The organism is Paenalcaligenes sp. Me131, from assembly GCF_050487225.1.
In the GTDB taxonomy this organism is placed as follows: Bacteria; Pseudomonadota; Gammaproteobacteria; order Burkholderiales; family Burkholderiaceae_B; genus Paenalcaligenes.
This window is the reverse complement of sequence record NZ_JBKQGY010000001.1, coordinates 1,328,328-1,351,622: the sequence shown is the minus strand read 5'-3', so window position 1 is coordinate 1,351,622 and position 23,295 is coordinate 1,328,328. Positions and strand designations below refer to the sequence as shown.

Below are 23,295 nucleotides of genomic sequence, written 5' to 3'. Positions count from 1 at the left end.
ATTCAATAGGAGTTAATGATGCAAGTCATTCGTTCTGGATACCAAAAATTGGCCGCTCCTTTGGCTGCTGTAGCAGCTGGACTGGCGGTGGCAATGGTGACGCCGCAGGCCTTCGCAGAAGCTGAAGCGTCTCGCCCCGTTCCCACCATCAGTCTGCCTGATTTCTCTAGCATCGTAGAAAAAACAGAGAAATCCGTAGTTAACATTCGCACCACAGAAATTGTGCCTGTGTATCAAGGTGCAGGCGGCGAGGGTGATCCTTACGATTTGTTCCGTTGGTTCTTTGGCCCTGATATGGCGCCTCCAGGAATGGCTCCTCCGCAACAGCGTGGTGCTCCTCGACAAGCCGTGCCACCTCAACAGCGTGAGCGCGTAGTACCTCGTGGTGTGGGCTCAGGTTTTATCATCTCGGATGATGGCTATATTCTGACAAATAACCACGTGGTTGCGGATGCGAATGATATTTTCGTGACCATGACCGATGGCAAAGAATACAAAGCCACCGTAGTAGGTCGCGATGAGCGTACTGATGTGGCGCTGATCAAAATTGAAGCCAAGTCATTACCTTCATTGGTTATTGGTGACCCAGGTGCCTTGAAGAAAGGTGAGTGGGTGGTAGCGATTGGTTCACCCTTTGGTTTGGACTCAACCGTCACGGTGGGGGTGGTGAGTGCGATCAATCGTGATACGGGCGATTACCTGCCTTTCATTCAAACTGACGTGGCGGTGAACCCAGGTAACTCTGGTGGTCCTTTGCTCAATCTGCACGGTGAAGTGGTGGGGATGAACTCCCAGATTGTTTCCCGCAGTGGTGGCTTCATGGGTATTTCCTTAGCCATTCCTATCGATGAAGTGATGCAGGTTGTTGCACAATTGAAAGAGCACGGTAAAGTGACTCGCGGCCGCATTGGTGTACAAATCACTCAGGTTGATGAGGGTGTTGCTAAAGCGTTGGGCTTGGAAGACGGTAAAGGCGCACTGGTCAGTGCGGTAGAGCCTGATGGCCCAGCAGCGAAAGCCGGCATTCGTTCTGGTGACGTGATTCTGAAGTTTGGTGACAGACGCGTAGAGCAGATGAGTGACTTGCCACGTATTGTGGGTGCGGTAAAACCAGGCACTGAAGTACCCGTTGAGGTATGGCGTAAAGGTAAATCCATGACGGTCAAAGCCACCGTGGAAGAGATTCCGGGTGCACCTGCAACCAGCGATACCAATACACCAGCACCTAGCAATGTAGACCGCTTGGGCTTAAGCGTAAAAGCAATGAGCAAAGCTGAGGCAGAGCAGTTGGGTCTGGAAACGGGCGTGATTGTGGCGGAGGCTTCTGGCGCAGCGGCTGAAACAGGTATCATGGAAGGTGATGTGATTGTTCGCATCAATGATCAAGATATTGATAGCCCTTCGCAGTACAACAAAGTGGTGAAAGCGCTTGCTAAAGGCAAGGCTGCTGCGGTGTTGGTGGTGCGTGACAGCAACTCACAATGGGTATTAATCACGCCAGAAGAATAATGTGCCGTAAAAAGGTAAAATAACTGTTATGCAGATGGGGGCGCCCTGAGCGCCCCTCTTTTTTGCCATGAAACAAGGTCATCTTGAGTTTCGGGCAGCATTTCTTTAACCGCTGTTTTTTTGTTTTTGGGCCTATGGACCATATTCGCAACTTCTCCATTATTGCTCACATCGATCACGGTAAATCCACGTTGGCAGACAGACTGATCCAGCGTTGTGGTGGCCTGGAAGATCGTGAAATGTCCACACAGGTTTTGGACTCCATGGATATTGAACGTGAGCGGGGGATTACGATCAAAGCCCAGACGGCTGCCTTGCACTACAAAGCCAAAGACGGCAAGGTCTACAATCTGAACCTGATTGATACCCCCGGGCACGTTGACTTCTCCTACGAAGTTTCTCGCTCGTTATCAGCGTGTGAAGGCGCGTTGCTAGTCGTTGATGCATCACAAGGTGTGGAAGCGCAAACGGTAGCAACTTGCTATACCGCTCTGGAACAAGATCTGGAAGTGATTCCAGTACTGAATAAAATGGATTTGCCTTCTGCAGATCCAGAAGCTGCTCGTCAAGAAATAGAAGACGTTATCGGTATAGATGCGTCTGAAGCTATCCCTGCCAGTGCTAAAACAGGTATGGGGATTGACGAAATTTTAGAAGCGGTGGTTCACAAAATTCCGGCACCTACAGGTGATCCAGATGCGCCATTGCAGGCATTGATTATTGACTCCTGGTTTGATAACTACGTAGGCGTAGTGATGCTGGTTCGTATTGTGAACGGCACGCTCAGACAAAAGGATAAAGTGCTGTTGATGTCTACCGCAGCAACGCATCATGCAGATCAAATTGGTGTGTTTACCCCTAAATCCACACCTCGTGATGTGCTGTCAGCAGGTGAGGTAGGTTTCATTATCACGGGCATGAAAGAGTTAGAACATGCCAAAGTGGGTGATACGGTGACACATGCGGGTAAGCCTGCTAGTGCTCCATTGCCTGGTTTTGTTGAGGTGAAGCCGCAGGTGTTTGCTGGTTTGTACCCTGTGGAAAGCAGTGAGTACGATCAACTGCGTGATTCGCTAGAAAAGCTGAAGTTAAACGATGCCTCGTTGATGTTTGAGCCTGAAGTTTCTCAAGCATTGGGTTTTGGTTTCCGATGCGGTTTCTTGGGGCTGTTGCACATGGAAATTGTGCAAGAGCGCTTAGAACGAGAGTTCGACATGGACATCATCACAACCGCTCCATCGGTTGTGTACGAAGTTCAGCGTAACGATGGCGAAATCTTAATGATTGAAAGCCCGTCACGCATGCCAGAGGTAGGGCATATTGCCGAGATACGTGAGCCTATTGTTGAGGTGTCGTTATTGATGCCCCAAGACTACGTAGGCCCAGTGATGACCCTCTGTAATAACAAGCGTGGCGTGCAGAAGAACATGACGTACTTAGGGCGTCAAGTCAGTCTGGTCTATGAAATGCCTTTGGCGGAAATCGTTCTGGATTTCTTCGACAGATTGAAATCAGTCTCTCGCGGCTATGCCTCCATGGACTACGAGTTCATCGAGTACCGTTCGGCCGATGTGGTGAAAGTAGATGTGCTGATTAACGGCGACCGAGTTGATGCGTTGTCAGTTATTGTGCACCGTGCAAATGCGCGTTTCCGTGGCCGTGAAGTGGTCTCTAAAATGCGTAGTCTGATTCCTCGTCAGATGTTTGATATCGCAATTCAAGCAGCGATTGGTGCGGAAATTATTTCCCGTGAAAACGTGAAAGCCTTGCGTAAAAACGTGTTGGCCAAGTGTTACGGTGGTGATATTTCCCGTAAGAAAAAACTGCTGGAAAAACAGAAAGCAGGTAAGAAACGCATGAAGCAAGTGGGGAACGTAGAGATTCCTCAAGAGGCGTTCTTGGCAATTCTGCAAGTTGAAGAAAAGTAATAAACAAAGGATTACTAACCATGCGCTGGGATTTTTCCCTGATTTTATTCATTTTGTTATTGTTGACCGGTGTGGTGTGGGCATGGAATAAGTTTTCCTTGTCTGCAAAGCGCCGTCAGCGCGCACGCGAGGCCATGTCGTCCATTCCCGATTTGCCGGGTGTGGACGCTGCCGAGATCGAAAAGCTGCGTAAAGATGCTTATGCCAAAGCCATGAAAATGCCATGGTGGGTAGAGTATGGTGTGAGCTTTTTCCCCGTTATCTTGTTTGTATTTATTTTGCGCTCGTTCATTTTTGAACCGTTCCGCATTCCATCAGGTTCTATGTTGCCTACGTTGCAAAACGGTGACTTTATTCTGGTGAATAAATACGAGTACGGCATTAGGTTGCCCATACTCAATAAGAAAATCATCGATACCGGTTCGCCTGAGCGTGGTGATGTTTTGGTGTTTCGCTACCCTGTAGAACCCGAAACCGATTACATCAAGCGTGTGGTAGGTTTGCCGGGCGATGTGGTGGAGTATCGTGACAAGTCGCTGTACATCAATGGCAATAAAGTCAGTGAGGTGCGTGATGGTGATTATTTTGAACCCGATCACAGTCGCTATACCGGTAAGTACGTTGAGCAGTTGGGTAAAGTAAAGCACGACATCTTGCTGGATAAGCGTGCGCCTCAGTATTACCGACCTATTGTTGACTTCCCTTATCGTGATCGCTGTGAGTACTTCCCAGCAGGTCTGCGCTGTACAGTGCCCGAAGGTAATTACTTCGTGATGGGTGACAACCGTGATAACAGTCAAGACAGTCGCTATTGGGGTTTTGTGCCAGATGAAAACATTGTGGGCCGAGCTTTCCTAATCTGGATGAACTTCGGTGAGTTTGGCCGTATAGGAAGATTTCAATAATGGCAGCACGATTGCAAAAGCTAGAACAGCGGATTAACTATCAGTTCTCTGATCAGGCGTTGCTTGAACAGGCGCTGACGCATCGCAGTCATAGTGCAAAGCATAACGAGCGACTAGAGTTTCTAGGTGACTCGGTGCTGAACTTTGTGGTGGCATCTCTGCTGTTCAAACGCTTTCAGAAAATCGATGAAGGTGACTTGTCCAGATTGCGCGCCAATTTGGTGAAACAGGCAACGTTGGCTGATATCGCCCAAACACTTGAGCTATCCGAATACCTGCGTTTAGGTGAAGGCGAACTAAAAAGTGGTGGATTCAGACGTCCCTCCATTTTGTCTGATGCCGTAGAGGCGATTTTTGGTGCTGTGTACCTAGATGGTGGTTTCGATCAAGCGGCTAAAGTGATTACTGGGCAGTTTGAGAACATCATGGTGGATATAGACCCCAAGACATTGGGTAAAGATCCCAAAACCCTGTTGCAAGAGCTACTGCAAGGCCATAGGTTGGCCTTGCCGCTCTACACCGTGGTTGCTACGCATGGTGCCGCACACAATCAAACTTTTGATGTGCAGTGCTATATAGAAAAACTGGATATCACGATTATGGCGAGTGGAAGCAGCAGACGCGCCGCTGAACAAGCCGCCGCCGTGCAGGCCATAGAACATGTGTCCGCCTACTTGGATAGCAAGGCCGGACGTCAAAAACGCAGCCGTAATCCGCAGTTGAGCCTGCCGGTTGCTGTTAGTCAGGAGCAATCATGAACACTACGCAAGACTATCGTTGCGGTTTTATCGCCGTAGTAGGGCGTCCCAACGTGGGCAAGTCTACGTTAACGAATGCTCTGGTTGGCGCCAAAGTTTCTATTGTTTCGCGTAAAGCGCAAACCACACGCCATCGTATTCATAGCGTGCTAACACGCGATGATGCGCAGTTTGTGTTTGTGGATACCCCCGGTTTTCAAACGCGTCATGGTGGTGCCATGAACCGCATGATGAATCGTGTGGTGACACAAGCCTTGGCTGATGTGGACGTAGTGATTCAGGTAGTAGAAGCCGGTAAGTGGACGCCGGGTGATGAGCAGTTGATTCCTTTGCTACCTAAAAATGCCAAAGTGATCTTGGTGATCAACAAAGTTGATATGTTGAAAAATAAGGCTGACTTACTGCCGTTTATCGCGCAAGTTAGCCAAAAATTCAGCTATACCGCCGTGGTTCCGCTGAGTGCAGCCAAGGGGTTGCAGTTAGATGTGCTGCTGGATGAGGTGGCTGCACACTTGCCTGAAGGTGAGCCTATGTTCGAAGAGGACACGCTTACCGACCGTTCCATGAAGTTCATCGCGGCAGAATTAATGCGCGAGAAAATCTTCCGCTTGGTGGGGGACGAACTGCCGTATAGCTGTACCGTCATGATTGAGGAATGGGAAGAAAACGAGAAAGGTGCTCGTATTTCTGCTTGTGTACTGGTAGAGCGCGAAGGCCATAAGCCCATCTTGTTGGGGGCGGGTGGTGAGCACATGAAACGTATTGCTAGTGAAGCACGTCAAGATATAGAGCGCATGTTAGAAAAGCCCGTATTTTTGAATGTGTACGTGAAAGTACGCAAAGGCTGGTCTGACCGGGAGGCATCGCTACGCGAGCTAGGGTATGAGTAGACAGCGTCAGCGTGTGCAGCATGAACGGGCGTATGTGCTGCACAGCATGGCCTGGCGCGAAACCTCATTATTAATACAGGTTTTTACCCAACAATACGGTACGGTGTCGTTGGTAGCCAAAGGGGCCAAGCGCCCCTATTCGGCATTACGAGCCGTACTGTCTGTTTTTCAACCCCTGCAGGTGGGTTGGTCTGGCGCGAATGAAGTCAAAACGCTGACTCAGGCTGAGTGCGCTGGGTTGCATGTGCTTTCTGGTCGAGCCATGATGTCGGTCTGGTATATGAACGAATTACTGTTACGTTTATTGCCTAAAGAAGACCCACATAATGTACTGTTTGAAGCCTATGAGCAGGCGTTAACGCAGCTAGCACGACACCCCAAACAGGCCTCGTTGGCTTTGCGAAAATTTGAATGGATTTTGCTTCAAGAAACGGGTTATGGCTTGGATCAGCAGTACCCCGATTTTGATGATGCAGAACAAGAGCCTTTTTTGCGTACGTTGTTACGTGAACGGCTAGATGAGTTGTTAGGACGCCCTCTGCGTACGCGTGGGGTGATGATGGATCTACTGCACTTGCAGTCATGATTACAGAAAACCTATCAACTACTGATTCAACACCTGTGGTGGTGTTGGATGCATGTGTCATGATTTCCAATGTGCTGCGCTACTTGTGTTTGGGGTTGGCGCGGGCAAAGGTATTCCAACCTGCGTGGAGCCCTGTCATCGCCGATGAATGGCGACGTAACGCCTCTAGGCTGTGGGAAGTGCCTGAGGCGCAGCTACAGTTGGATTGGGATGCATGGCAGCTTGAGTTTCCGTTGGCGGATCAAGGTAATGTGCAGCTCTTCAAAGAAGGCTTGCACTACAGTGATCCTAAAGACTGGCATGTCATTGCAGCGGCCAGAGCAGCGCAAGAAAACTTTGCTGGGCGAACAGTTGGTGTATTAACAAAAAATCTCAAAGATTTTAATAAGTCAGAACTACGGCGCTTAGGGTTAGTGTTATGGGCGCCCGATCAATTTCTAGAAGGGCTATGGGCTGAATTTGCGCATTTACTATTGCCCTTGCTAGAGGCTATGCCGGAGGCAGTGCGAGCACCGGATAAGCCGTTATTGAGTGTGAGTGCGTTACTAAAGCGTGAGCGTTTATATCGCTTTAACCGCTGTTATGAGCAACAGATTCTCATAGGTGAGTAATGAAAAAAGGGGTAGGGTTGTCGGTAGGCGCATCCGTTTTGTTTGCGCTACTGTATTACTATGCAACGCTGCTGCGACCACTAGAGGGCACTGAGATTTTTGCCTGGCGTGTATTGCTGGGATTTCCTGTGCTGGCTATTTTTATCACGCGCTTACAGCGTTGGTCAGAAGTAGGGCTGATGCTACGACGTATGTTTAGCGACATACGTTATATGGTCTTGCAAGTGATATGCGCCATCTTGTTTGGTTTGCAAATGTGGGTGTTTGTATGGGCGCCTTTGCACGGCAAGGCTTTGGAAGTCTCCATGGGCTACTTTTTGTTGCCCTTGATGATGGTGTTAACTGGCCGTGTTTTCTACAAAGAGCAGCTCAGTACGTTGCAGCGTATTGCTGTGGCATTAGCGTTTGTGGGCGTGCTACACGAGTTGCTGCGCACCTATTCTTTTTCATGGGCAACAGCCTTGGTGGCATTTGGGTATCCACCATACTTTGTGATTCGCCGTTATTTGAAGGTGGGCTCGCTTAGCTCGCTATTCTTTGATTTCGGCTTTCTGCTGATTCCTTCTTTTTATATTCTGTACACCCAAGACATTAGCGTGGCGCAGAAGTTTGGTGAGTATGCGCGCTTGTATTGGCAGGTGCCTGTTTTTGGTGCCATCAGTGCCTTGGCGTTGTTGGGCTATTTGACAGCAAGCCGGCTGCTGCCGTTGGGCTTATTTGGCATCTTGGGCTATGTAGAGCCGGTCTTACTGTTCTGGGTGGCCTTCTTGCTGCTAGGAGAGCCTGTGCAAAGCCACGAGTGGTACACCTACATACCTATTTGGCTAGCGGTGCTATTGGTGGCCGTAGAGGGCTTCTTGGCGTGGCGTAAAGATCAGAAAGCTAAAGAGGCTGTAGGTTGAGGCGGTATTCATCGCATGCGCTGGGAACTGCAGGAATACTTTTTGTGATTTGAGACACCAAATCAAAAAAGTTTCCTCTCCGTCCCCCGATTGTTTTGAATGTGGTGAGGTTTACAGCCCTTTCTTGTCGGGTGTTGGCTTGGCTAATTCAGTTGAAAAGCAAACTTTTAGACTGCCTGTAATGTCAGTTGTACCATCAGAAAATACAGCTTAGTTAGTTTGATGAAGGCAGAAAGAGCCGAGATTATCAGAACACAGGATAAGTAGGCATCTTCAGAAATTGGTAAACATGCCTCTTTCGTTGGCTACAGAAGTACTCACCATCTTCAACAGCAACTATGCTAAAAACTGTTGCAAGCGATGAAGGGAAAACGGAGGAAAGTATTTTTTTATTTGGTGGTCAAATTAAAAAATACTTTTCGCAGTGCTAGCTACAGCAGTCGATCGTTGATATGTGGGGTGTGGCACGTATGAGTTTTCCTTTCACTTACAACACTCCTGTCATCGTCCGGTTCTGTGATGCTTTCACATGTGTATAGCAGGCCATACCTCATCATACATACAACAAAAAACCCTCCGTTTTACGGGAGGGTTTTCTAGAGGCTAGTCATAGCCTCTGCGGTGAGTCTCAACGATGATTAGTCGTTGTTGCCACCGGTAATACCCAACAGTACCAGCAGGTTACTGAAGATGTTGTACACATCCAGATAAACCGCCAAGGTTGCGCTGATGTAGTTGGTTTCGCCGCCACGCATAATGCGTTGCAAGTCGATCAGCAAGAAAGCAGAGAAGATACCAATGGCCATGGTGGATACCACCAAGGTCAGAGCTGTCATCTGAAAGAAGATGTTGCCCAGAGCGGCCAAGATCAGGATCACTGCGCCGATAAACAGAAACTTCTGCATGCCGCTGAAATCACGTTTGGCTGTAGCAGCAACGCTGGCCATTACGGCAAATACAGCGGCAGTACCACCGAAAGCCATCATGATCAGTTGCGAGCCGTTTTGCATGCCCAGCACGAAGCCTAGCAAGCGAGACAGCATCAAGCCCATGAAGAAGGTGAAGGCCATCAGGAACACTACGCCCAATGAGCTGTTTTTGTTACGTTCTACCATGAACATCAGACCGAACGCACCAACTAGGAATACGACGGCACTCATGCCTGGGCTGCTGCCCATGATTTGGTTAATGCCAGTGCGCAGGCCAATCAAGGCGCCCAGAATAGTGGGGACCATGGAGATTGCCAGCAGCATGTAGGTATTACGCAGTACACGGTTTTGAGCCTGTGCGGACTGCGAAGCCCTTGAGCCGGAATGCTCAGGCAGGCTTGATTGACGAAAGTCGCTCATGATGCATCCTTAAGTAATTAAGAGAAATGGGTAAAGATTAACTGACAATTACCTGAACACGCAAGATTTTTAGCGTTGCAAGCTGTGTGCATGCAGGTCATAACCTTTAGATTGGTACCAGCGCCAACGGTTCCGTGCGGCTTCTTTATCTTTGTGTTCATCGGACACAATTTCAAGAATACGGGTGAATTGCTCACTGTTAGGTGGGCAGGTGGCTGCAAGGTTGATCAGCCATGCCGGTTCACTACCAGCCTGACTAAGCGAAGGGTCGGGGTCTGTGTGGCAGAGTATCACCGGCGTGGTACTAGCTAGTGGGTCTTCTGCTCGCACATGCGGGATAAACGCCGTGGGCTCAAAACCCCACAGCAAGTGTTCAAAGCGTGCCAGAGCACGGTCATCGTTGAGATAAACGATGACTCGTCGGCCACGCACATAGTGCTTGCGAATCACATCGCAAGCAGTGCGTAGCCTGTCTCTGGCATCAAAGGCGAAATCTACGCGAATCATTTGGCCTGTTGGCAACGATCCAGCACAAACTGTACCAACAGAGGTACAGGACGGCCTGTAGCGCCTTTATCTTTGCCGCTGCGCCATGCTGTACCGGCCACATCCAGGTGAGCCCATGGGTAGGCTGAGGTAAAGCGTTGCAAGAAGCATGCAGCTGTGACGGAACCTGCAGCAGGGCCACCAATGTTGGCGATGTCTGCAAAGTTGGATTTCAGCTGCTCTTGGTAGCGTTCATCCAAAGGCATACGCCATGCGCTGTCACCACTTTGTTTAGCAGCGTTGAGCAGTTCTTCGGCCAAGCTGTCGTCTGGGCTGAACAAACCACTGTTGATGTGACCCAGTGCCACAACGCAAGCACCTGTCAGCGTAGCGATATCGACTACTGCAGCAGGTTTGAAGCGTTCAACGTAGGTAAGGGCATCGCACAATACCAAACGACCTTCCGCGTCGGTGTTCAGGATTTCGATGGTTTTACCCGCCATGCTGGTGACTACATCGCCAGGTTTGTTGGCTGCGCCACTAGGCATGTTTTCGCACGAGGCGATCACGCCAATCACTTCGTGATCCACGTTCAACTCAGCCACGGCCATCATGCTGCCCATAACGCTGGCTGCACCACCCATGTCGTACTTCATTTCGTCCATGTTGGCAGCAGGTTTCAGCGAAATACCACCTGCATCAAACGTCAGACCTTTACCTACCAATACCAGTGGAGCAGATTCAGCGGCTGCTTTTTTGGCAGGTTTGTGTTTGATGATGATAAAGACTGGTGGTTCTACAGAGCCTTTAGCCACGGAAAGGAAAGAGCCCATTTTCAACGCTTCCATCTGTTTGCGTTGTAGCACTTCCACTTTAAGTGAAGGGTAGGTTTTGCCTAATTGCTTGGCTTGTTCAGCTAAATAGGTAGGAGTGCAGATATTGGGAGGCAGATCTGCCAGCAAACGGGTAAAATTAACCCCTTTACCGATGGCGGTGCCTTCTTCCAAACCTGCTTTGGATTCGCTAACCAGCGTGCGAGGTACCCACTGTAGGTATTTGGTAAGTTTCAGAGCTTCTGCTTTGGTGCTCAATGTGGCATCAAAACGGTAGCTGGCGGCCAGAACAGCTTGTGCTGCACCGCTGCTGCGTTGACGCAGTGTGGTGCCGTTGCAGTCTACTCCGGCTAGTGTGGATACAGCTTCACTCAGTTTTGCTTGGATGCAGTACTGGGCAAATGTGCTTTCAGCGGTTTTATGCTGTGCAGCTTGGTATTTCTCTTGATCACCCAGGCCAATCAGTACGATACGCTCGGCTTTGATGCCTTCTAGATTGCGCAATACCAAGTGTGAGCCAGACTTTGCGCTAAACTCGCTTTTGAGGACTTTACGGATGGCACCATTAGAGGCGCGATCAATAATGTCCGCAGCGGGGGTAAGAACCTGATTGGTAAATACACCTATCGCTAAGGCTGAAGTTTTGATCTGATGTAAAGAAGCTGAACTTTGTGTGCTAAATTCCATACGATTTTCCTATGAGTACAGGCCTGTTGTCGCATTAACCTGCTTATTGTCCCATGTTTTTGTTCAAACGTAGTTCTATATCCGAAATCCTGAGCCACGCAGGTGTCGTGCTATCCACTTTGCTAGTGGTATGGCTTAGTGTACTGCTGGTTAGGCTAGTAGGCGAGGCGGCTGGTGGCAGTATTGGTGCCGACGTGGTGCTGGGCATGGCGCTGTTCTCTTCCATCACGGCGTTGCCGGTGATTTTGTCGGTCTCGTTATTCATTGCCGTACTCACAACCATCACGCGCTGTTTCAGAGAATCTGAGATGGTGGTGTGGTTTGCCAGTGGGCTGTCATTGCGTAGCTGGATTAGCCCGGTGCTGTCCTGTGCGATTCCTATTGCACTGCTCATTGCGGTACTGACATTTTTTGCATCCCCATGGGCCTACCTGCAAATATCTGAATACCGCCAACGTTTTGAGCTGCGCTCTGACCTAAGTAAAGTGTCTCCCGGTGAGTTTATTGAAGTGGAAGACGGTGCCCGTGTGTTCTTTACGGAAGAGCCGTTAGGTGAGGGTGAGGAATTAGGTAAGGTCGTCGCCCGCGTGATTGATCCGCAGTGGTTTAGTGTCATTACGGCTAAAAGTGCACACGTACAAAATGAAGATAATGGTGACCGCTTCTTGGTGTTGAATGAAGGCTACCGTTATGACATGAAGCCCAAAACGCCGTGGTTCCGCATTACCGAGTTTGAGAATTACGGTGTACGGCTAGAAAACCGTGACGAACAAGGTACTAGTAGTGAGCAGATACGTGCTCGTGCCGAGCAGCAAATTAAGGCACGTCCTACCACGCAGTTGCTCGGTGACGATACGAATAGGGCGCGATCGCAAGTGATGTGGCGCTCGGCCTTGCCTCTGGCTGCTTTAAATTTGGCGTTGTTAGCAATCCCCTTGGGGGCGGTGAACCCGCGTCTGGGGCGTTCCGGCAATATCTTGATTGCGGGTTTGTTGGCGTTGCTCTATATGAACTTGATTAACTTGTCGCGCGGCTGGATTGCGAGCGGTGCCTTGAGCTTTCCAGTGGGGACGCTATTAGTGCACGGTGCGTTTAGCCTTTTGGCGGTATTTTTGTTCTGGCAAAAAATGCGTATTAAGCGCCCGAAGCAGTCGTAGGCTTCTAGTTCTACACTCTAAGTATATAACTATAATTAATATTAAGCCCCTTCCTTATTCCATATAATAAGCTAACAACAGGGGCTTACTATGAATCTTCAACAATTCCGATTTGTGCGGGAGACAATACGCCGTCAGTACAATTTGACTGAAGCGGCTCGTTCACTCTATACCTCACAACCAGGTGTCTCCAAAGCTATTATTGAGCTTGAAGATGAACTGGGCATCAAAATTTTCGAACGACATGGCAAACGTATTAAGGGGCTTACTCGCCCAGGTGCGGACGTCGCCAAAATCATCGAGCGCATCATGCTCGAAGTGGATAATCTGAAAAAAGTCAGTGATGACTTTGCCCGTGATGACGAAGGTACGTTGGTGATTGCATGTACCCACGCCCAAGCGCGTTATTTGCTGCCCAAAGTGATTCCTGCTTTCAGAAAACGCTTTCCTAAGGTGCATTTGTCGTTGGCAGAAGGTAGCCCAGCGCACTTGGCATCCATGGTGTTACACGAACAAGCGGATGTGGCGATAGCGACGGAGACCTTGTCTAAAACGCCTGGTTTGGTGGCATTGCCGGTATACGAGTGGGAGCACACGATTGTTGTTAGCCCAGAGCATGAGTTGGCTGAGCTTCCCACACCAGCCTCTAAGAATTTGAATCTGCAGTTGCTGGCTAAATACCCTATCGTGACCTATGACCATGCGTTCTCGGGTAGACGTTCTATCGATGAGGCGTTTGCCAATGAAAACCTCACCCCTGATATCGTGTTGGAAGCGTTGGACGCCGACGTGATCAAAACTTACGTGGATGTGGGGTTAGGTATTGGGATTATCGCTGGCGTTGCATTTGACCCGCGCCGTGACAAAGGGTTGGTTGGTTTGTCGGCAGGACACTTGTTTGGCAAGCACCAAACGCGTGTAGCGGTGAAGGCAGGGTCTTTCTTGCGTGATTATGTGTATGTGCTGCTAGAGATGCTAGCGCCAGCGCTAACACGTGATGTCGTGCAAGATGCTTTGGATGGCGAAAGCTCCGTGTAAGAGTGAGCTTTTTGCGATGAGACTGCGTACGATAAACCCCTGATGTGTATACACCAGGGGTTTTTTTATATGTATATAGCAAAATAATGGCAGTGTGTAACGGTTCTTACATACTCAAGATTGACAATCTTAATGATAATGATTATCGTTTATCATGTTTTCAATTTTAAGGAGTAAGCATGTCTAATCAGGTAACAGCCGTGGTGGTAGGAGCAGATAGGTTAGGGAACATTCCAGACCTGCTCAACCTGCACAATATCAAGATTAAACAACATATAAGTGGTAGAGACCCCTCTCATCAAAAAAAGACTTTGCAACTGCCTTCAGGCACTGAGTTGCTGATTCTTCTGACTGACTTCTTGGGCCACAACGTCATGAAGACTTTCAGGGCTGCTGCACAGCGCTCTGGCGTAAAAGTCGTTGCTTGTAGGCGCTCAGTATGTAGCATGAAGTTGGCACTCACGCAGGGCGGCTTTTGTGAGTCATGCCCATACAGTGGGAAGACGCACTAAGTCCTGACAACGTTTGCTCCGGAAACAAAAAAGCCAGCTCAATCGAGCTGGCTTTTTAGTGCGCTAACACAGGTTAGTTACTGGCAGTAAGACGGCGAGCGCCGTTATAACGCTTAGTCCAGTACGAAACACTCATATCTTCTACACGAACCACTGCACCGGTACGGGGTGCATGCACAAATTTATTGTTGCCGATGTAAATGCCCACATGAGAGAAGCGTGTACCGCGTGTGTTGAAAAAGACTAAGTCGCCTTTTTGTAGTTCACTGCGGCGTACTGATTCGCCTTCTTTGGCGATTTCAACCGACTGTCGAGGTAGTTTCAGCCCTAGCGATTTTTCAGCGGCGTAGCCCACCAAGCCACTGCAATCAAAACCGGTTTCAGGAACCGAACCACCATAACGATATTTAGTACCTAGAAAATCTAGAGCCGCTTCAGCAAAATCACTTGTGCTAGGTTGCTCTTGGCGTTCAGCTAGATAAATATCGCTTTGCGCTCGATTCTTGAGGTAGGCACCTAGCGGATCAGATTGCGTACGGTAACGTTGGTTATCCGTCGCGCTCAGACTAACGAATAGCTCGTCTAGACTGGCTTGATCATTAGAGGTGGTTTGTTGGGTTGCACATCCGCTCAGTAATACCATAGCGCCTACAGCAGCAGCGCCAAGTACACGATTAGGGAGCAGTGAGCGAATTTGAGAGTAGCTATTTTTTTTAGTAGACATGATGGCTGTATTGTTATGGCTTACCGCAATTGGTGGGGTGCAGCAAATTGAACAAGCAACGAAAAAAGAGTTTAGCCAAAGATTAGGGGCGAGTAAACCGTAGTCTGAGATCAGTTAGTAATGAGATATTACGTAATAAAAATTTCAGTGCGTTGACAATGCGCAGCAAAAAGCCTTTTTGACAGGCTGGCTATAGGGCTTGTGCTCAAGGCAGGGGCAGAATAGACTGCCTGAACAGCTGACACTAGCATTACATTGGAGTTGAAAAAATGATGAAAACACGCGCAGCCGTAGCCTGGAAGGCGGGGGAGCCACTAACTATAGAAGAAGTCACCCTGCAAGGTCCTAAGGCAGGCGAGGTATTGGTAGAAATTAAAGCTACCGGTATTTGTCATACGGATTACTACACGTTATCGGGTGCTGATCCAGAGGGGTTGTTCCCTGCGATTTTGGGGCATGAAGGTGCAGGCGTAGTGTTGGAAACAGGTCCTGGCGTGACGTCGCTGAAAGCCGGTGATCACGTTGTGCCGCTCTATACCCCTGAGTGTCGTCAGTGCAAATCCTGTCTGTCCCGCAAAACAAACTTGTGTACAGCCATTCGTGCTACACAAGGTAAAGGCTTGATGCCAGACAGCACATCGCGTTTCTCTATTGATGGCAAACCTATTTTCCACTACATGGGGACGTCCACCTTTGCAAACCACATTGTGGTGCCTGAGATTGCATTGGCAAAAATTCGTCCTGACGCACCTTTTGATAAAGTTTGCTACATAGGTTGTGGTGTCACGACGGGCGTCGGGGCGGTCTTGTTTACAGCCAATGTAGAAGCCGGTGCCAATGTGGTGGTGTTTGGTTTGGGCGGTATTGGTCTGAACGTGATTCAGGGTGCCAAAATGGTAGGTGCCGATAAGATCATCGGTGTAGATCTGAACCCTGAGCGTGAAGCCATGGCTAGACAGTTCGGCATGACCCACTTCATTAATCCTAGTGAAGTAGAAAACGTTGTGGATCATATTATCCAATTGACCGATGGCGGTGCCGATTACTCATTCGAGTGTATAGGTAACACCAAAGTTATGCGTCAAGCCTTAGAGTGCTGCCACCGTGGTTGGGGCCAGTCCATCATTATTGGTGTGGCGGAAGCTGGTGCAGAAATCTCTACGCGTCCATTCCAGCTAGTTACAGGCCGCGTATGGAAAGGCTCGGCGTTTGGTGGTGCTCGTGGTCGTACTGATGTACCTAAACTGGTAGATTGGTACATGGAAGGTAAGCTGAATATTGATGACCTGATCACGCATAAGTTGTCGTTGGATCAAATCAACGAGGGCTTCGATTTAATGAAGCGTGGTGAGTCTATTCGCTCAGTAGTGGTGTACTAATTTGTAGTTGGAGGGTATGGCCTTATGTCGGTAGAGCTTGAAGTAATTAGCGAGCACCGTTGTTTTGACGGAGTGCAACGCTTTTATAAACATGCATCCCAAGCAATTGGGCTACCTATGCGGTTCTCGGTGTTTGAGCCGCCACAAGCCAAACAGGGCAAAGTACCGGTGCTGTTTTATCTGGCCGGGTTAACGTGCACAGAAGAAACCTTCATGATCAAAGGTGCGGCCCAGCGCTTGGCTGCACAGTTGGGCGTGATGTTGGTTACGCCGGATACTAGCCCTCGTGGGGCAGAAGTACCTGGCGAGGCCGATCATTGGGATTTCGGCACGGGTGCTGGTTTCTATGTGGATGCCACGCAAGCACCCTGGTCTACGCATTACCGTATGGAAAGCTATGTGGCTGACGAGTTATTTACTATCGTTACAACGCAGTTATCGGGTGATGCTAAAAAGGTAGGCATTTTTGGTCACTCTATGGGGGGGCATGGGGCATTGGTATTGGCACTGCGTCATCCAGAGAAATACCGTAGCGTATCTGCTTTTGCTCCTATTGCTGCACCCACTAAGTGCCCGTGGGGGCATAAAGCCTTTAGCGGTTATTTAGGTGATGACCGTGCAACATGGGAGCAGCATGATGCGTCGGCGTTGATGCGGCAGTCGCAACAACCTTTCCCAGCCGGAATCTTAATAGATCAAGGTTTAAGCGACCAGTTTCTGGCTGAGCAACTGTACCCAGAAGCATTCGAAGCAGCGTGCCAAGCAGCAGGTCAGCCGCTGACCTTGCGTAGGCATGCTGGCTATGATCATGGCTATTATTTTATTGCCACCTTTATGGATGATCATTTGCGTTTTCACGCTGAACGCTTAACCTGATTCTGTGCAGGCTAAACACCCTGTTGGCACGATGCTGTAGCCAACAGGGTGTTCTGTTTTCAGGCAATATAGTCCTATTACTTCACATACAACGAGCAGGCATGCAAAACACCACAGGGCGCTTGGCGCATACCCTTCAGCCACAGGTGAGAAAGCGCGAGTTCTGGGCATGGGCAATGTATGACTTTGCTAACTCGGGTTACACCACCGTTGTATTGACCTCCGTATTTGGTGCGTATTTTGTGGGGGTAGTGGCTGAGGGTGCTGCATGGGGCACTTTGGCGTGGACACTCACGTTATCGCTGTCTTATCTGTTGATCATGCTGAGCATGCCTGCATTGGGCGCTTGGGTAGATAGGCGGGCTCGTAAACGTTTCTTATTGTTCGCCAGCACGGTGGGGTGCGTGGTGGGAACGCTGTTTTTGGCAGGGGCCGGGCCGGGTGCCTTGTGGTGGGCAATGGTGTTTTTAGTGCTCTCCAACTATTGTTACTGCGTAGGCGAAGCCGTTGTAGCGTCTTTTTTGCCTACCATTGCTAAGCCTGGGGCGCTGGGTAGGGTGTCGGGTTGGGGCTGGGGTTTTGGCTATTTTGGTGGCATGCTGACCTTGGGGTTATCGCTGTTTGTGGTGGTAATGGGCGAAGATAAAGGGTGGCTAGCGTCGCAGTATGTGCCGTGGGTGATGGTGCTGACAGCCGCTGTGTTTAGTGTGGCGGCCATACCTGCTTTTCTGTGGTTAAAAGAGCCCGCAGCGGCAACGGAAACCATCGCATCACACAATTGGTTTGCACACATACGGCGAGCGTATATAGAAAGTCGTGAGCACTTTCCTGATCTCTACCGATTGCTTTGTTGTTGTGCCTGCTATCAAGCAGGTATTTCAGTAGTGATCACCTTATCGTCGGTGTATGCCACGCAGGTTATGGGCTTTAACATGGGGCAGACCATGATGTTGATTTTTACAGTCAACATTGCGGCAGCCATTGGTGCGCTGACTTTCGGTTCAGTACAAGATGCGATTGGGCACAAAATAGCGCTGACACTCACGTTGTTTGGGTGGTTGGTGATGGTGGTGGTAGCCAGTGTGACTACCTCGGTGACGGGGTTTTGGATAGCGGCAGCACTGGCCGGCGTATGTATAGGGAGTAGCCAAAGCGCGGGCAGGGCGATGGTGGGTGGTTTAACCCCACCGGGTAGGCAAGGTGAGTTCTATGCACTGTGGAGCTTTGCAGTGCAGTTGGCAGCGGTAGTAGGGCCTTTGTCGTATGGCATTGTGGCGTGGGTAAGCCAAGGTAATCAACGCTTGGCATTGCTGTTTACAGGATTGTTTTTTATTGTTGCGTTGATGTGGTTGAGACAAGTAGATTTTGTGCGTGGTGTGCGACAAGCCGCGCATACAGGAGACTAGGTTGGAACAAAGTGAGTCAAGCCGTAATGCCCTATTGTTGATGGGGCTAACGATAGTGCTGTGGGGGGTGAGTTGGATTGTGATGAAATCCATGACCAAACTCATCGGTCCCATTGATTTGGTGGCTACGCGTTATGTCATCGCATTTTTCTTTTTATTTGCGGTGCAGTATTGGCGGCGTATTCCTTTTAGCATGCCACCCTTTTGGCTGTGCTTTGGTATAGCCGTGATGCAAACGGTAGGGTTCCAAGTGTTGGCTCAGTTTGCGCTGATGAGTGGCGGTGCAGGACAGGTGGTGCTGCTGGCTTACACCATGCCATTTTGGGTGGTGTTTTTCTCATGGCGCATCATGGGTAACAAACCCGATGCCAAGTATCTCATCGCGCTAGGTTTTGGCTTGGTGGGGTTGTTGATGGTGTTAAAGCCGTGGCAGGGCATGGGTGGTATGGCAAGCTCGCTGTTGGCGTTGTTAGCAGGTGCATGCTGGGGGATCGGTGCGGTATGGTCCAAAGTGATGTTTGAGAAACATCAGCCCAACATTATTAACCTGACGGTGTGGCAGTTGCTGATGGGGGCGTTGATTACTATCCCTATGGGGCTGCTCGTACCACAACAGCCGTGGGTGGTTGGCCCTGAGCTCGTGATAGGTTTGCTGTACATGGGGGCGTTGGCCTCGGGAGTAGGCTGGTTGCTATGGCTAAGTGTGATCCAGCGTGTATCAGCGACCGTTGCGGGCATGTCTAGTTTAGGTGTGCCCGTGCTAGCGATTTTGTTGGCGTGGGCAATTTTGGGCGAAGTACCCGATACCTTAACGAAGCTGGGTGTGGTCTTGGTGATAACAGGGTTGGTGGTGATTAACCTACCGAGGCGTAAAAAGCGTAGCGCTTAGCGATGCCGTTATGGCTGTGTGGTGATGGCTGATAAAACAGGGGGCGGTGAAGGTAGATATAAATAATCTACTCTCACCGCCCCCTGAGTGTTTGTCGTAGTCGCGTAGTACAGCCGTCTAGGACAATAAGGTCTTACATCCCGTTATAAACAGGCCCTTCACCACCTTGAGGTGGTACCCAAACGATGTTTTGGGAAGGGTCTTTAATATCACAGGTTTTACAGTGCACGCAGTTTTGTGCATTGATTTGTAGTTGGTCTTCGCCTGAGTCACCTTTGATGAACTCGTATACACCAGCTGGGCAGTAGCGGGCTTCTGGACCAGCGTAGGTGGCCAGATTCAGTTTGACTGGAATCGCGGCATCTTTAAGGGTCAGGTGAATAGGCTCGTCTTCCTCGTGGTTGGTGTTAGAGATAAAGACGGAGCTTAGGCGGTCAAAGGTGAGTTTGCCATCTGGTTTAGGGTACTCGATACGCTGACACGATGCGGCAGGTTGCAGGAATGCATGATCAGGTTTGGTGTTACGCAGTGACCAAGGCATCTTACCTTTCAGTACCAACTGCTCTATACCTGTCATCAACGTACCCATCGTGCGGCCTTTTTTGAACCACAGCTTAAAGTTACGAGCTTTGTTCAGTTCAGCGTGCAACCAAGAGTCTTCAAAGGCCGCAGGATAAGCACTAAGCTCGTCGTACTCGCGGTTGTTGCTCAGAGCGTCAACGATGGCATCAGCGGCCATCATGCCAGATTTGATTGCAGCGTGGCTTCCTTTGATGCGTGACGCATTCAAGAAACCGGCCTCACAGCCAACCAGTGCGCCACCGGGGAATACCAGTTTAGGCAAGGACAGCAGGCCGCCAGCAGTCAAGGCGCGAGCGCCGTAGGCCAAACGTTTGCCGCCTTCAAAGGTAGAGCGTACGTATGGGTGAGTTTTGAAGCGTTGGAACTCTTCAAATGGCGACAACCATGGGTTAGCGTAATCCAAGCCCACGACCAACCCTACGACAACGATATTGTTATCCAAGTGGTACAAGAAAGCGCCGCCATAAGTGTCGGAATCCAGTGGCCAGCCAGCCAAGTGCATTACCAAGCCGGGTTGGGATTGGGAAGGATCAACTTCCCACATTTCTTTAATGCCAATACCGTAGCTTTGGGCGTTTTTGCCTTCATCAAGTTTGTATTTCTCGATGAGTTGACGGCCTAGGTGACCACGAGAACCTTCTGCGAAAATGGTGTATTTCGCCAGCAGTTCCATACCGGGTTGGTAATGCGCGGTGTGTGTGCCATCGCGGGCTACACCCATATCGCCGGTGATGACGCCACGAACGGCTGAACCATCTTCGGTGTAAAGCAGGGTGGCAGCGGCAAAGCCGGGGAAAATATCCACGCCCAGTGCTTCGGCTTGTTCGCCCAACCATTTGGTGACATCACCCAGTCGTACGATGTAGTTGCCGTGGTTTTTAAAACAGTCAGGCAGCATCCACATGGGGGTTTCTTTGGCGCCTTTTTCATCCAAAAAAACAAACTTATCTGCGTTGACTTCTATATTTAAGGGTGCACCTTTGTCTTTCCAGTCTGGAATCAGCTCAGTCAGGGCTTGAGGGTCCATCACCGCGCCGGATAGGATGTGAGCACCAATCTCAGCACCTTTTTCCAACACGCAAACGCTGATGTCTTGGTTGGCTGTGGCGGCACGTTGTTTGATGCGGATAGCAGTGGCTAGGCCAGCAGGCCCGCCGCCTACGATGACCACATCGTATTCCATCGATTCGCGTTCAGACATGTAAGAGGTCCTCCGGATATAGGTATGGTGTTGCAACGTTCGTAGCAAAGTACGCGGCGATGCAACAAAAATATTAGGATGCTGCCAATTATAGGGTAGGCAGCCGTTTGCGGGTCTAAAAGCAACTTCAGAATCGTCAAACAGTTTGTTTTAGAACGCTATACTGTTGGTTTAAGCGTAACGTATACATTACTTCGTTACCAGAGCGCACAAGATTGTCAGGAAAATGAATAAACTCAAGGCTTCCCACTCTATTAGTGACCGTATTCAGGCGCTACGTGCCGTGATGCAGCAGGCAGCTGTGCAGGCATGTTTTATCCCTTCTGCTGATCCCCATCTGTCCGAGTATTTGCCAGAACATTGGCAAGCACGAGCGTGGCTGAGTGGTTTTGGCGGTTCTGCAGGCAGTTTGCTCGTCACCCAAGATTTTGCAGGTCTTTGGACTGACAGCCGCTACTGGGTGCAAGCCGAGAGTGATCTGCGTGATTCAGGCATAGCACTCATGCGCCAAGGTGATACCGGTGTGTTGGACCCACTGCCATGGGTGGAAGCGCACTTGGCAGAAGGTGATGTAGTTGCGATAGACGGCAATGTGTTGTCTATGCAGAGTTTTGATAGCTGGAGCCGTATTCATGACAGCGGTTTGCGTCTAGAAACCTCGTTGGACTTACCGGGACAAATGTGGGCTGAGCGCCCCGCATTGCCCCATGCGCCTGTGTATGAACATGCGTTGGAGTATGCGATTGAATCACGTACCCAGAAGTTGCAGCAAGTGCGTGAGCAGATGCAGGCCTTGGCGGTAGATGGCCATTTGATTTCCAGTTTGGATGACATTGCGTGGCTGCTGAATTTGCGCGGTGGTGATGTGCCGTACAACCCGGTGTTTTTAGCGCATTTCTGGCTAGATGCTGATCGTGCTATTTTGTATGTGGCCGCAGGAAAAGTACCACCAGCATTGGTTAAGGCATTACGTGCAGATGGTATTGAGCTGCGTGATTACGCCCAAGTGGCTGATGATTTGGCGCACCTGCCTGACGACATTGCTATCTTGGTAGACCCTCAGCGCGTCACTGTAGGTACGTTGTTGGCTGCACCGCAAGCCCAGTGGCTGCAAGCGTTGAACCCATCGCAAAGTTTGAAGGCCATTAAAGGCGAACAAGCGATTGCTCATATACGTGACGCCATGGAGCAAGACGGTGCGGCATTGTGCGAGTTTTTTGCATGGTTTGAGCGCACCGTGCGTGAGCGTCCCGTATCTGAAATTGAGGTGGACGTAGAACTAACGGCCAGACGTGCGGCGAAGCCAGGTTTTGTCAGTCCAAGCTTTGGTACTATTGCGGCATTTGGCCCAAATGGTGCTATGCCCCATTACCAAGCCACAGAGAAAAGCTATGCGTGGATTCAAGGTGATGGCTTGTTGCTGATAGACTCTGGTGGTCAGTATTGGGGCGGTACTACGGATATCACACGCGTGGTGCCAGTGGGCCAGATTAATGCCGCCGAAAAACGGGATTTCACCCTTGTGCTGAAAGGCATGATTCAGTTGTCTCAGGCGGTATTTCCTACGGGGCTAACTGGTCAACAGCTGGATGTTTTGGCTCGACTGCCGTTGTGGCGTGAGGGGCTGGAGTTCGGGCACGGAACAGGGCATGGCGTAGGCTATTTCTTGAACGTACACGAAGGCCCTCAATCCATTTCATGGCGTGGTAGGCCGGCGAAACCAGTAGCCATGCAGCAGGGCATGGTGACCTCCAACGAGCCCGGTTTATATAGGGCAGGGCAGTGGGGTATTCGTATCGAAAACTTGGTGGTAGCGCAGCCAGCGCTCAGCACAGAGTTTGGCGATTTCTTGCGTTTTGAGACCCTAACGCTATGCCCCATTGATACGCGTTGTATCGAACGTTCTTTATTAACGCAAGAGGAAGTGCAGTGGCTAAATACGTACCACGATGAGGTACGTGAACGCCTGTCTCCGCTCTTGCAAGGCGAGGCTTTAGAGTGGCTGCAACAGCAGACGCAAGCCTTGTTGTAAAACAGGTGCAGCCGGGTCAGTTTGTTTCAATTGACCCATGGTTGCCGTTATAATC

Annotated in this window: 21 protein-coding genes; 16 read left to right on the top strand and 5 right to left on the bottom strand. The window is 50.0% G+C overall.

Annotated features, from left to right (window positions below):
• Positions 1-15 precede the first annotated feature (15 nt).
• The 8 genes from ACLPHM_RS06635 (at position 16) to rarD (ending at position 8,089) form a co-directional block, all read left to right on the top strand.
• Positions 16-1,509 carry a DegQ family serine endoprotease gene (locus ACLPHM_RS06635; protein ID WP_430220456.1) on the top strand — a complete coding sequence of 498 codons (1,494 nt, stop codon included), beginning with the start codon at positions 16-18 and terminating at the stop codon, positions 1,507-1,509.
• 134 nt (positions 1,510-1,643) lie between these two features.
• Positions 1,644-3,437, top strand: coding sequence for a translation elongation factor 4 (lepA, locus tag ACLPHM_RS06630; protein ID WP_430220455.1), 1,794 nt, complete (start codon positions 1,644-1,646; stop codon positions 3,435-3,437).
• Between the two features lie 20 nt (positions 3,438-3,457).
• On the top strand, positions 3,458-4,342 hold the full coding sequence (gene lepB / locus ACLPHM_RS06625) for a signal peptidase I (RefSeq protein ID WP_430220454.1): 885 nt from the start codon (positions 3,458-3,460) through the stop codon (positions 4,340-4,342).
• Positions 4,342-5,100: a ribonuclease III gene (gene rnc, locus ACLPHM_RS06620; RefSeq protein WP_430220453.1), complete on the top strand. Its 759-nt coding sequence runs from the start codon at positions 4,342-4,344 to the stop codon at positions 5,098-5,100. The genes lepB and rnc overlap by 1 nt, the downstream gene beginning before the upstream one ends.
• Positions 5,097-5,990, top strand: coding sequence for a GTPase Era (gene era / locus ACLPHM_RS06615; protein ID WP_430220452.1), 894 nt, complete (start codon positions 5,097-5,099; stop codon positions 5,988-5,990). The genes rnc and era overlap by 4 nt, the downstream gene beginning before the upstream one ends.
• Positions 5,983-6,576 (top strand): DNA repair protein RecO, encoded by a 594-nt coding sequence (gene recO / locus ACLPHM_RS06610; protein WP_430220451.1) that lies wholly within the window; start codon positions 5,983-5,985, stop codon positions 6,574-6,576. The genes era and recO overlap by 8 nt, the downstream gene beginning before the upstream one ends.
• Positions 6,573-7,187 (top strand): PIN domain-containing protein, encoded by a 615-nt coding sequence (locus tag ACLPHM_RS06605; protein WP_430220450.1) that lies wholly within the window; start codon positions 6,573-6,575, stop codon positions 7,185-7,187. The genes recO and ACLPHM_RS06605 overlap by 4 nt, the downstream gene beginning before the upstream one ends.
• On the top strand, positions 7,187-8,089 hold the full coding sequence (rarD, locus tag ACLPHM_RS06600; RefSeq protein WP_430220449.1) for an EamA family transporter RarD: 903 nt from the start codon (positions 7,187-7,189) through the stop codon (positions 8,087-8,089). The genes ACLPHM_RS06605 and rarD overlap by 1 nt, the downstream gene beginning before the upstream one ends.
• Positions 8,090-8,727: 638 nt before the next feature.
• Here rarD and ACLPHM_RS06595 read toward each other — a convergent pair.
• The 3 genes from ACLPHM_RS06595 to ACLPHM_RS06585 form a co-directional block, all read right to left on the bottom strand.
• Positions 8,728-9,438 (bottom strand): Bax inhibitor-1/YccA family protein, encoded by a 711-nt coding sequence (locus tag ACLPHM_RS06595; RefSeq protein WP_430220448.1) that lies wholly within the window; start codon positions 9,436-9,438, stop codon positions 8,728-8,730.
• A gap of 69 nt (positions 9,439-9,507) precedes the next feature.
• Positions 9,508-9,945, bottom strand: coding sequence for a DNA polymerase III subunit chi (locus ACLPHM_RS06590; protein ID WP_135861721.1), 438 nt, complete (start codon positions 9,943-9,945; stop codon positions 9,508-9,510).
• Complete coding sequence (locus ACLPHM_RS06585) at positions 9,942-11,444, bottom strand: leucyl aminopeptidase (protein ID WP_430220447.1); 1,503 nt, start codon at positions 11,442-11,444, stop codon at positions 9,942-9,944. The genes ACLPHM_RS06590 and ACLPHM_RS06585 overlap by 4 nt, the downstream gene beginning before the upstream one ends.
• Positions 11,445-11,497: 53 nt before the next feature.
• Here ACLPHM_RS06585 and lptF point away from each other — a divergent pair, with 53 nt between their 5' ends.
• The 3 genes from lptF (at position 11,498) to ACLPHM_RS06570 (ending at position 14,151) form a co-directional block, all read left to right on the top strand.
• Positions 11,498-12,601 carry an LPS export ABC transporter permease LptF gene (lptF, locus tag ACLPHM_RS06580; RefSeq protein ID WP_430220446.1) on the top strand — a complete coding sequence of 368 codons (1,104 nt, stop codon included), beginning with the start codon at positions 11,498-11,500 and terminating at the stop codon, positions 12,599-12,601.
• A gap of 90 nt (positions 12,602-12,691) precedes the next feature.
• The gene (locus ACLPHM_RS06575; RefSeq protein WP_430220445.1) at positions 12,692-13,639 is read left to right on the top strand and encodes a CysB family HTH-type transcriptional regulator; all 948 of its coding nucleotides are present in this window, start codon (positions 12,692-12,694) and stop codon (positions 13,637-13,639) included.
• A gap of 179 nt (positions 13,640-13,818) precedes the next feature.
• Positions 13,819-14,151, top strand: a complete 333-nt coding sequence (locus tag ACLPHM_RS06570) for a DUF2325 domain-containing protein (RefSeq protein WP_135862881.1) — start codon at positions 13,819-13,821, stop codon at positions 14,149-14,151.
• 73 nt (positions 14,152-14,224) lie between these two features.
• Here ACLPHM_RS06570 and ACLPHM_RS06565 read toward each other — a convergent pair whose 3' ends face one another.
• Positions 14,225-14,875 carry a C40 family peptidase gene (locus tag ACLPHM_RS06565; RefSeq protein ID WP_430220444.1) on the bottom strand — a complete coding sequence of 217 codons (651 nt, stop codon included), beginning with the start codon at positions 14,873-14,875 and terminating at the stop codon, positions 14,225-14,227.
• A gap of 272 nt (positions 14,876-15,147) precedes the next feature.
• On the opposite strand from ACLPHM_RS06565, the gene ACLPHM_RS06560 reads away from it, so the two are divergent.
• From ACLPHM_RS06560 to ACLPHM_RS06545, 4 genes are all read left to right on the top strand, one after another.
• Positions 15,148-16,254 (top strand): S-(hydroxymethyl)glutathione dehydrogenase/class III alcohol dehydrogenase, encoded by a 1,107-nt coding sequence (locus ACLPHM_RS06560; RefSeq protein ID WP_430220759.1) that lies wholly within the window; start codon positions 15,148-15,150, stop codon positions 16,252-16,254.
• A gap of 24 nt (positions 16,255-16,278) precedes the next feature.
• Complete coding sequence (gene fghA, locus ACLPHM_RS06555; protein WP_430220443.1) at positions 16,279-17,130, top strand: S-formylglutathione hydrolase; 852 nt, start codon at positions 16,279-16,281, stop codon at positions 17,128-17,130.
• A gap of 101 nt (positions 17,131-17,231) precedes the next feature.
• Positions 17,232-18,536, top strand: a complete 1,305-nt coding sequence (locus tag ACLPHM_RS06550; protein WP_430220442.1) for an MFS transporter — start codon at positions 17,232-17,234, stop codon at positions 18,534-18,536.
• A 1-nt stretch (position 18,537) separates the two neighbouring features.
• A complete protein-coding gene (locus tag ACLPHM_RS06545) occupies positions 18,538-19,425 on the top strand; it encodes a DMT family transporter (RefSeq protein WP_430220441.1) in 888 nt (295 codons plus the stop codon).
• Positions 19,426-19,558: 133 nt separating this feature from the next.
• Here ACLPHM_RS06545 and ACLPHM_RS06540 read toward each other — a convergent pair whose 3' ends face one another.
• Complete coding sequence (locus ACLPHM_RS06540; RefSeq protein ID WP_430220440.1) at positions 19,559-21,208, bottom strand: electron transfer flavoprotein-ubiquinone oxidoreductase; 1,650 nt, start codon at positions 21,206-21,208, stop codon at positions 19,559-19,561.
• A gap of 226 nt (positions 21,209-21,434) precedes the next feature.
• On the opposite strand from ACLPHM_RS06540, the gene ACLPHM_RS06535 reads away from it, so the two are divergent.
• Entirely contained in the window at positions 21,435-23,240 is a 1,806-nt protein-coding gene (locus tag ACLPHM_RS06535) for a M24 family metallopeptidase (RefSeq protein ID WP_430220439.1), read from the top strand.
• Positions 23,241-23,295: the final 55 nt, after the last annotated feature.

Coding starts and splice junctions, on each gene's coding strand:
- ACLPHM_RS06585 (WP_430220447.1), bottom strand. CDS start 11,444: ATGGAATTTAGCACACAAAGTTCAGCTTCTTTACATCAGATCAAAACT.
- era (WP_430220452.1), top strand. CDS start 5,097: ATGAACACTACGCAAGACTATCGTTGCGGTTTTATCGCCGTAGTAGGG.
- ACLPHM_RS06590 (WP_135861721.1), bottom strand. CDS start 9,945: ATGATTCGCGTAGATTTCGCCTTTGATGCCAGAGACAGGCTACGCACT.
- fghA (WP_430220443.1), top strand. CDS start 16,279: ATGTCGGTAGAGCTTGAAGTAATTAGCGAGCACCGTTGTTTTGACGGA.
- ACLPHM_RS06575 (WP_430220445.1), top strand. CDS start 12,692: ATGAATCTTCAACAATTCCGATTTGTGCGGGAGACAATACGCCGTCAG.
- ACLPHM_RS06560 (WP_430220759.1), top strand. CDS start 15,148: ATGAAAACACGCGCAGCCGTAGCCTGGAAGGCGGGGGAGCCACTAACT.
- lepA (WP_430220455.1), top strand. CDS start 1,644: ATGGACCATATTCGCAACTTCTCCATTATTGCTCACATCGATCACGGT.
- ACLPHM_RS06635 (WP_430220456.1), top strand. CDS start 16: ATGATGCAAGTCATTCGTTCTGGATACCAAAAATTGGCCGCTCCTTTG.
- rnc (WP_430220453.1), top strand. CDS start 4,342: ATGGCAGCACGATTGCAAAAGCTAGAACAGCGGATTAACTATCAGTTC.
- ACLPHM_RS06565 (WP_430220444.1), bottom strand. CDS start 14,875: ATGTCTACTAAAAAAAATAGCTACTCTCAAATTCGCTCACTGCTCCCT.
- ACLPHM_RS06605 (WP_430220450.1), top strand. CDS start 6,573: ATGATTACAGAAAACCTATCAACTACTGATTCAACACCTGTGGTGGTG.
- ACLPHM_RS06550 (WP_430220442.1), top strand. CDS start 17,232: ATGCAAAACACCACAGGGCGCTTGGCGCATACCCTTCAGCCACAGGTG.
- lepB (WP_430220454.1), top strand. CDS start 3,458: ATGCGCTGGGATTTTTCCCTGATTTTATTCATTTTGTTATTGTTGACC.
- recO (WP_430220451.1), top strand. CDS start 5,983: ATGAGTAGACAGCGTCAGCGTGTGCAGCATGAACGGGCGTATGTGCTG.
- ACLPHM_RS06570 (WP_135862881.1), top strand. CDS start 13,819: ATGTCTAATCAGGTAACAGCCGTGGTGGTAGGAGCAGATAGGTTAGGG.
- ACLPHM_RS06540 (WP_430220440.1), bottom strand. CDS start 21,208: ATGTCTGAACGCGAATCGATGGAATACGATGTGGTCATCGTAGGCGGC.
- lptF (WP_430220446.1), top strand. CDS start 11,498: ATGTTTTTGTTCAAACGTAGTTCTATATCCGAAATCCTGAGCCACGCA.
- ACLPHM_RS06595 (WP_430220448.1), bottom strand. CDS start 9,438: ATGAGCGACTTTCGTCAATCAAGCCTGCCTGAGCATTCCGGCTCAAGG.
- ACLPHM_RS06535 (WP_430220439.1), top strand. CDS start 21,435: ATGAATAAACTCAAGGCTTCCCACTCTATTAGTGACCGTATTCAGGCG.
- rarD (WP_430220449.1), top strand. CDS start 7,187: ATGAAAAAAGGGGTAGGGTTGTCGGTAGGCGCATCCGTTTTGTTTGCG.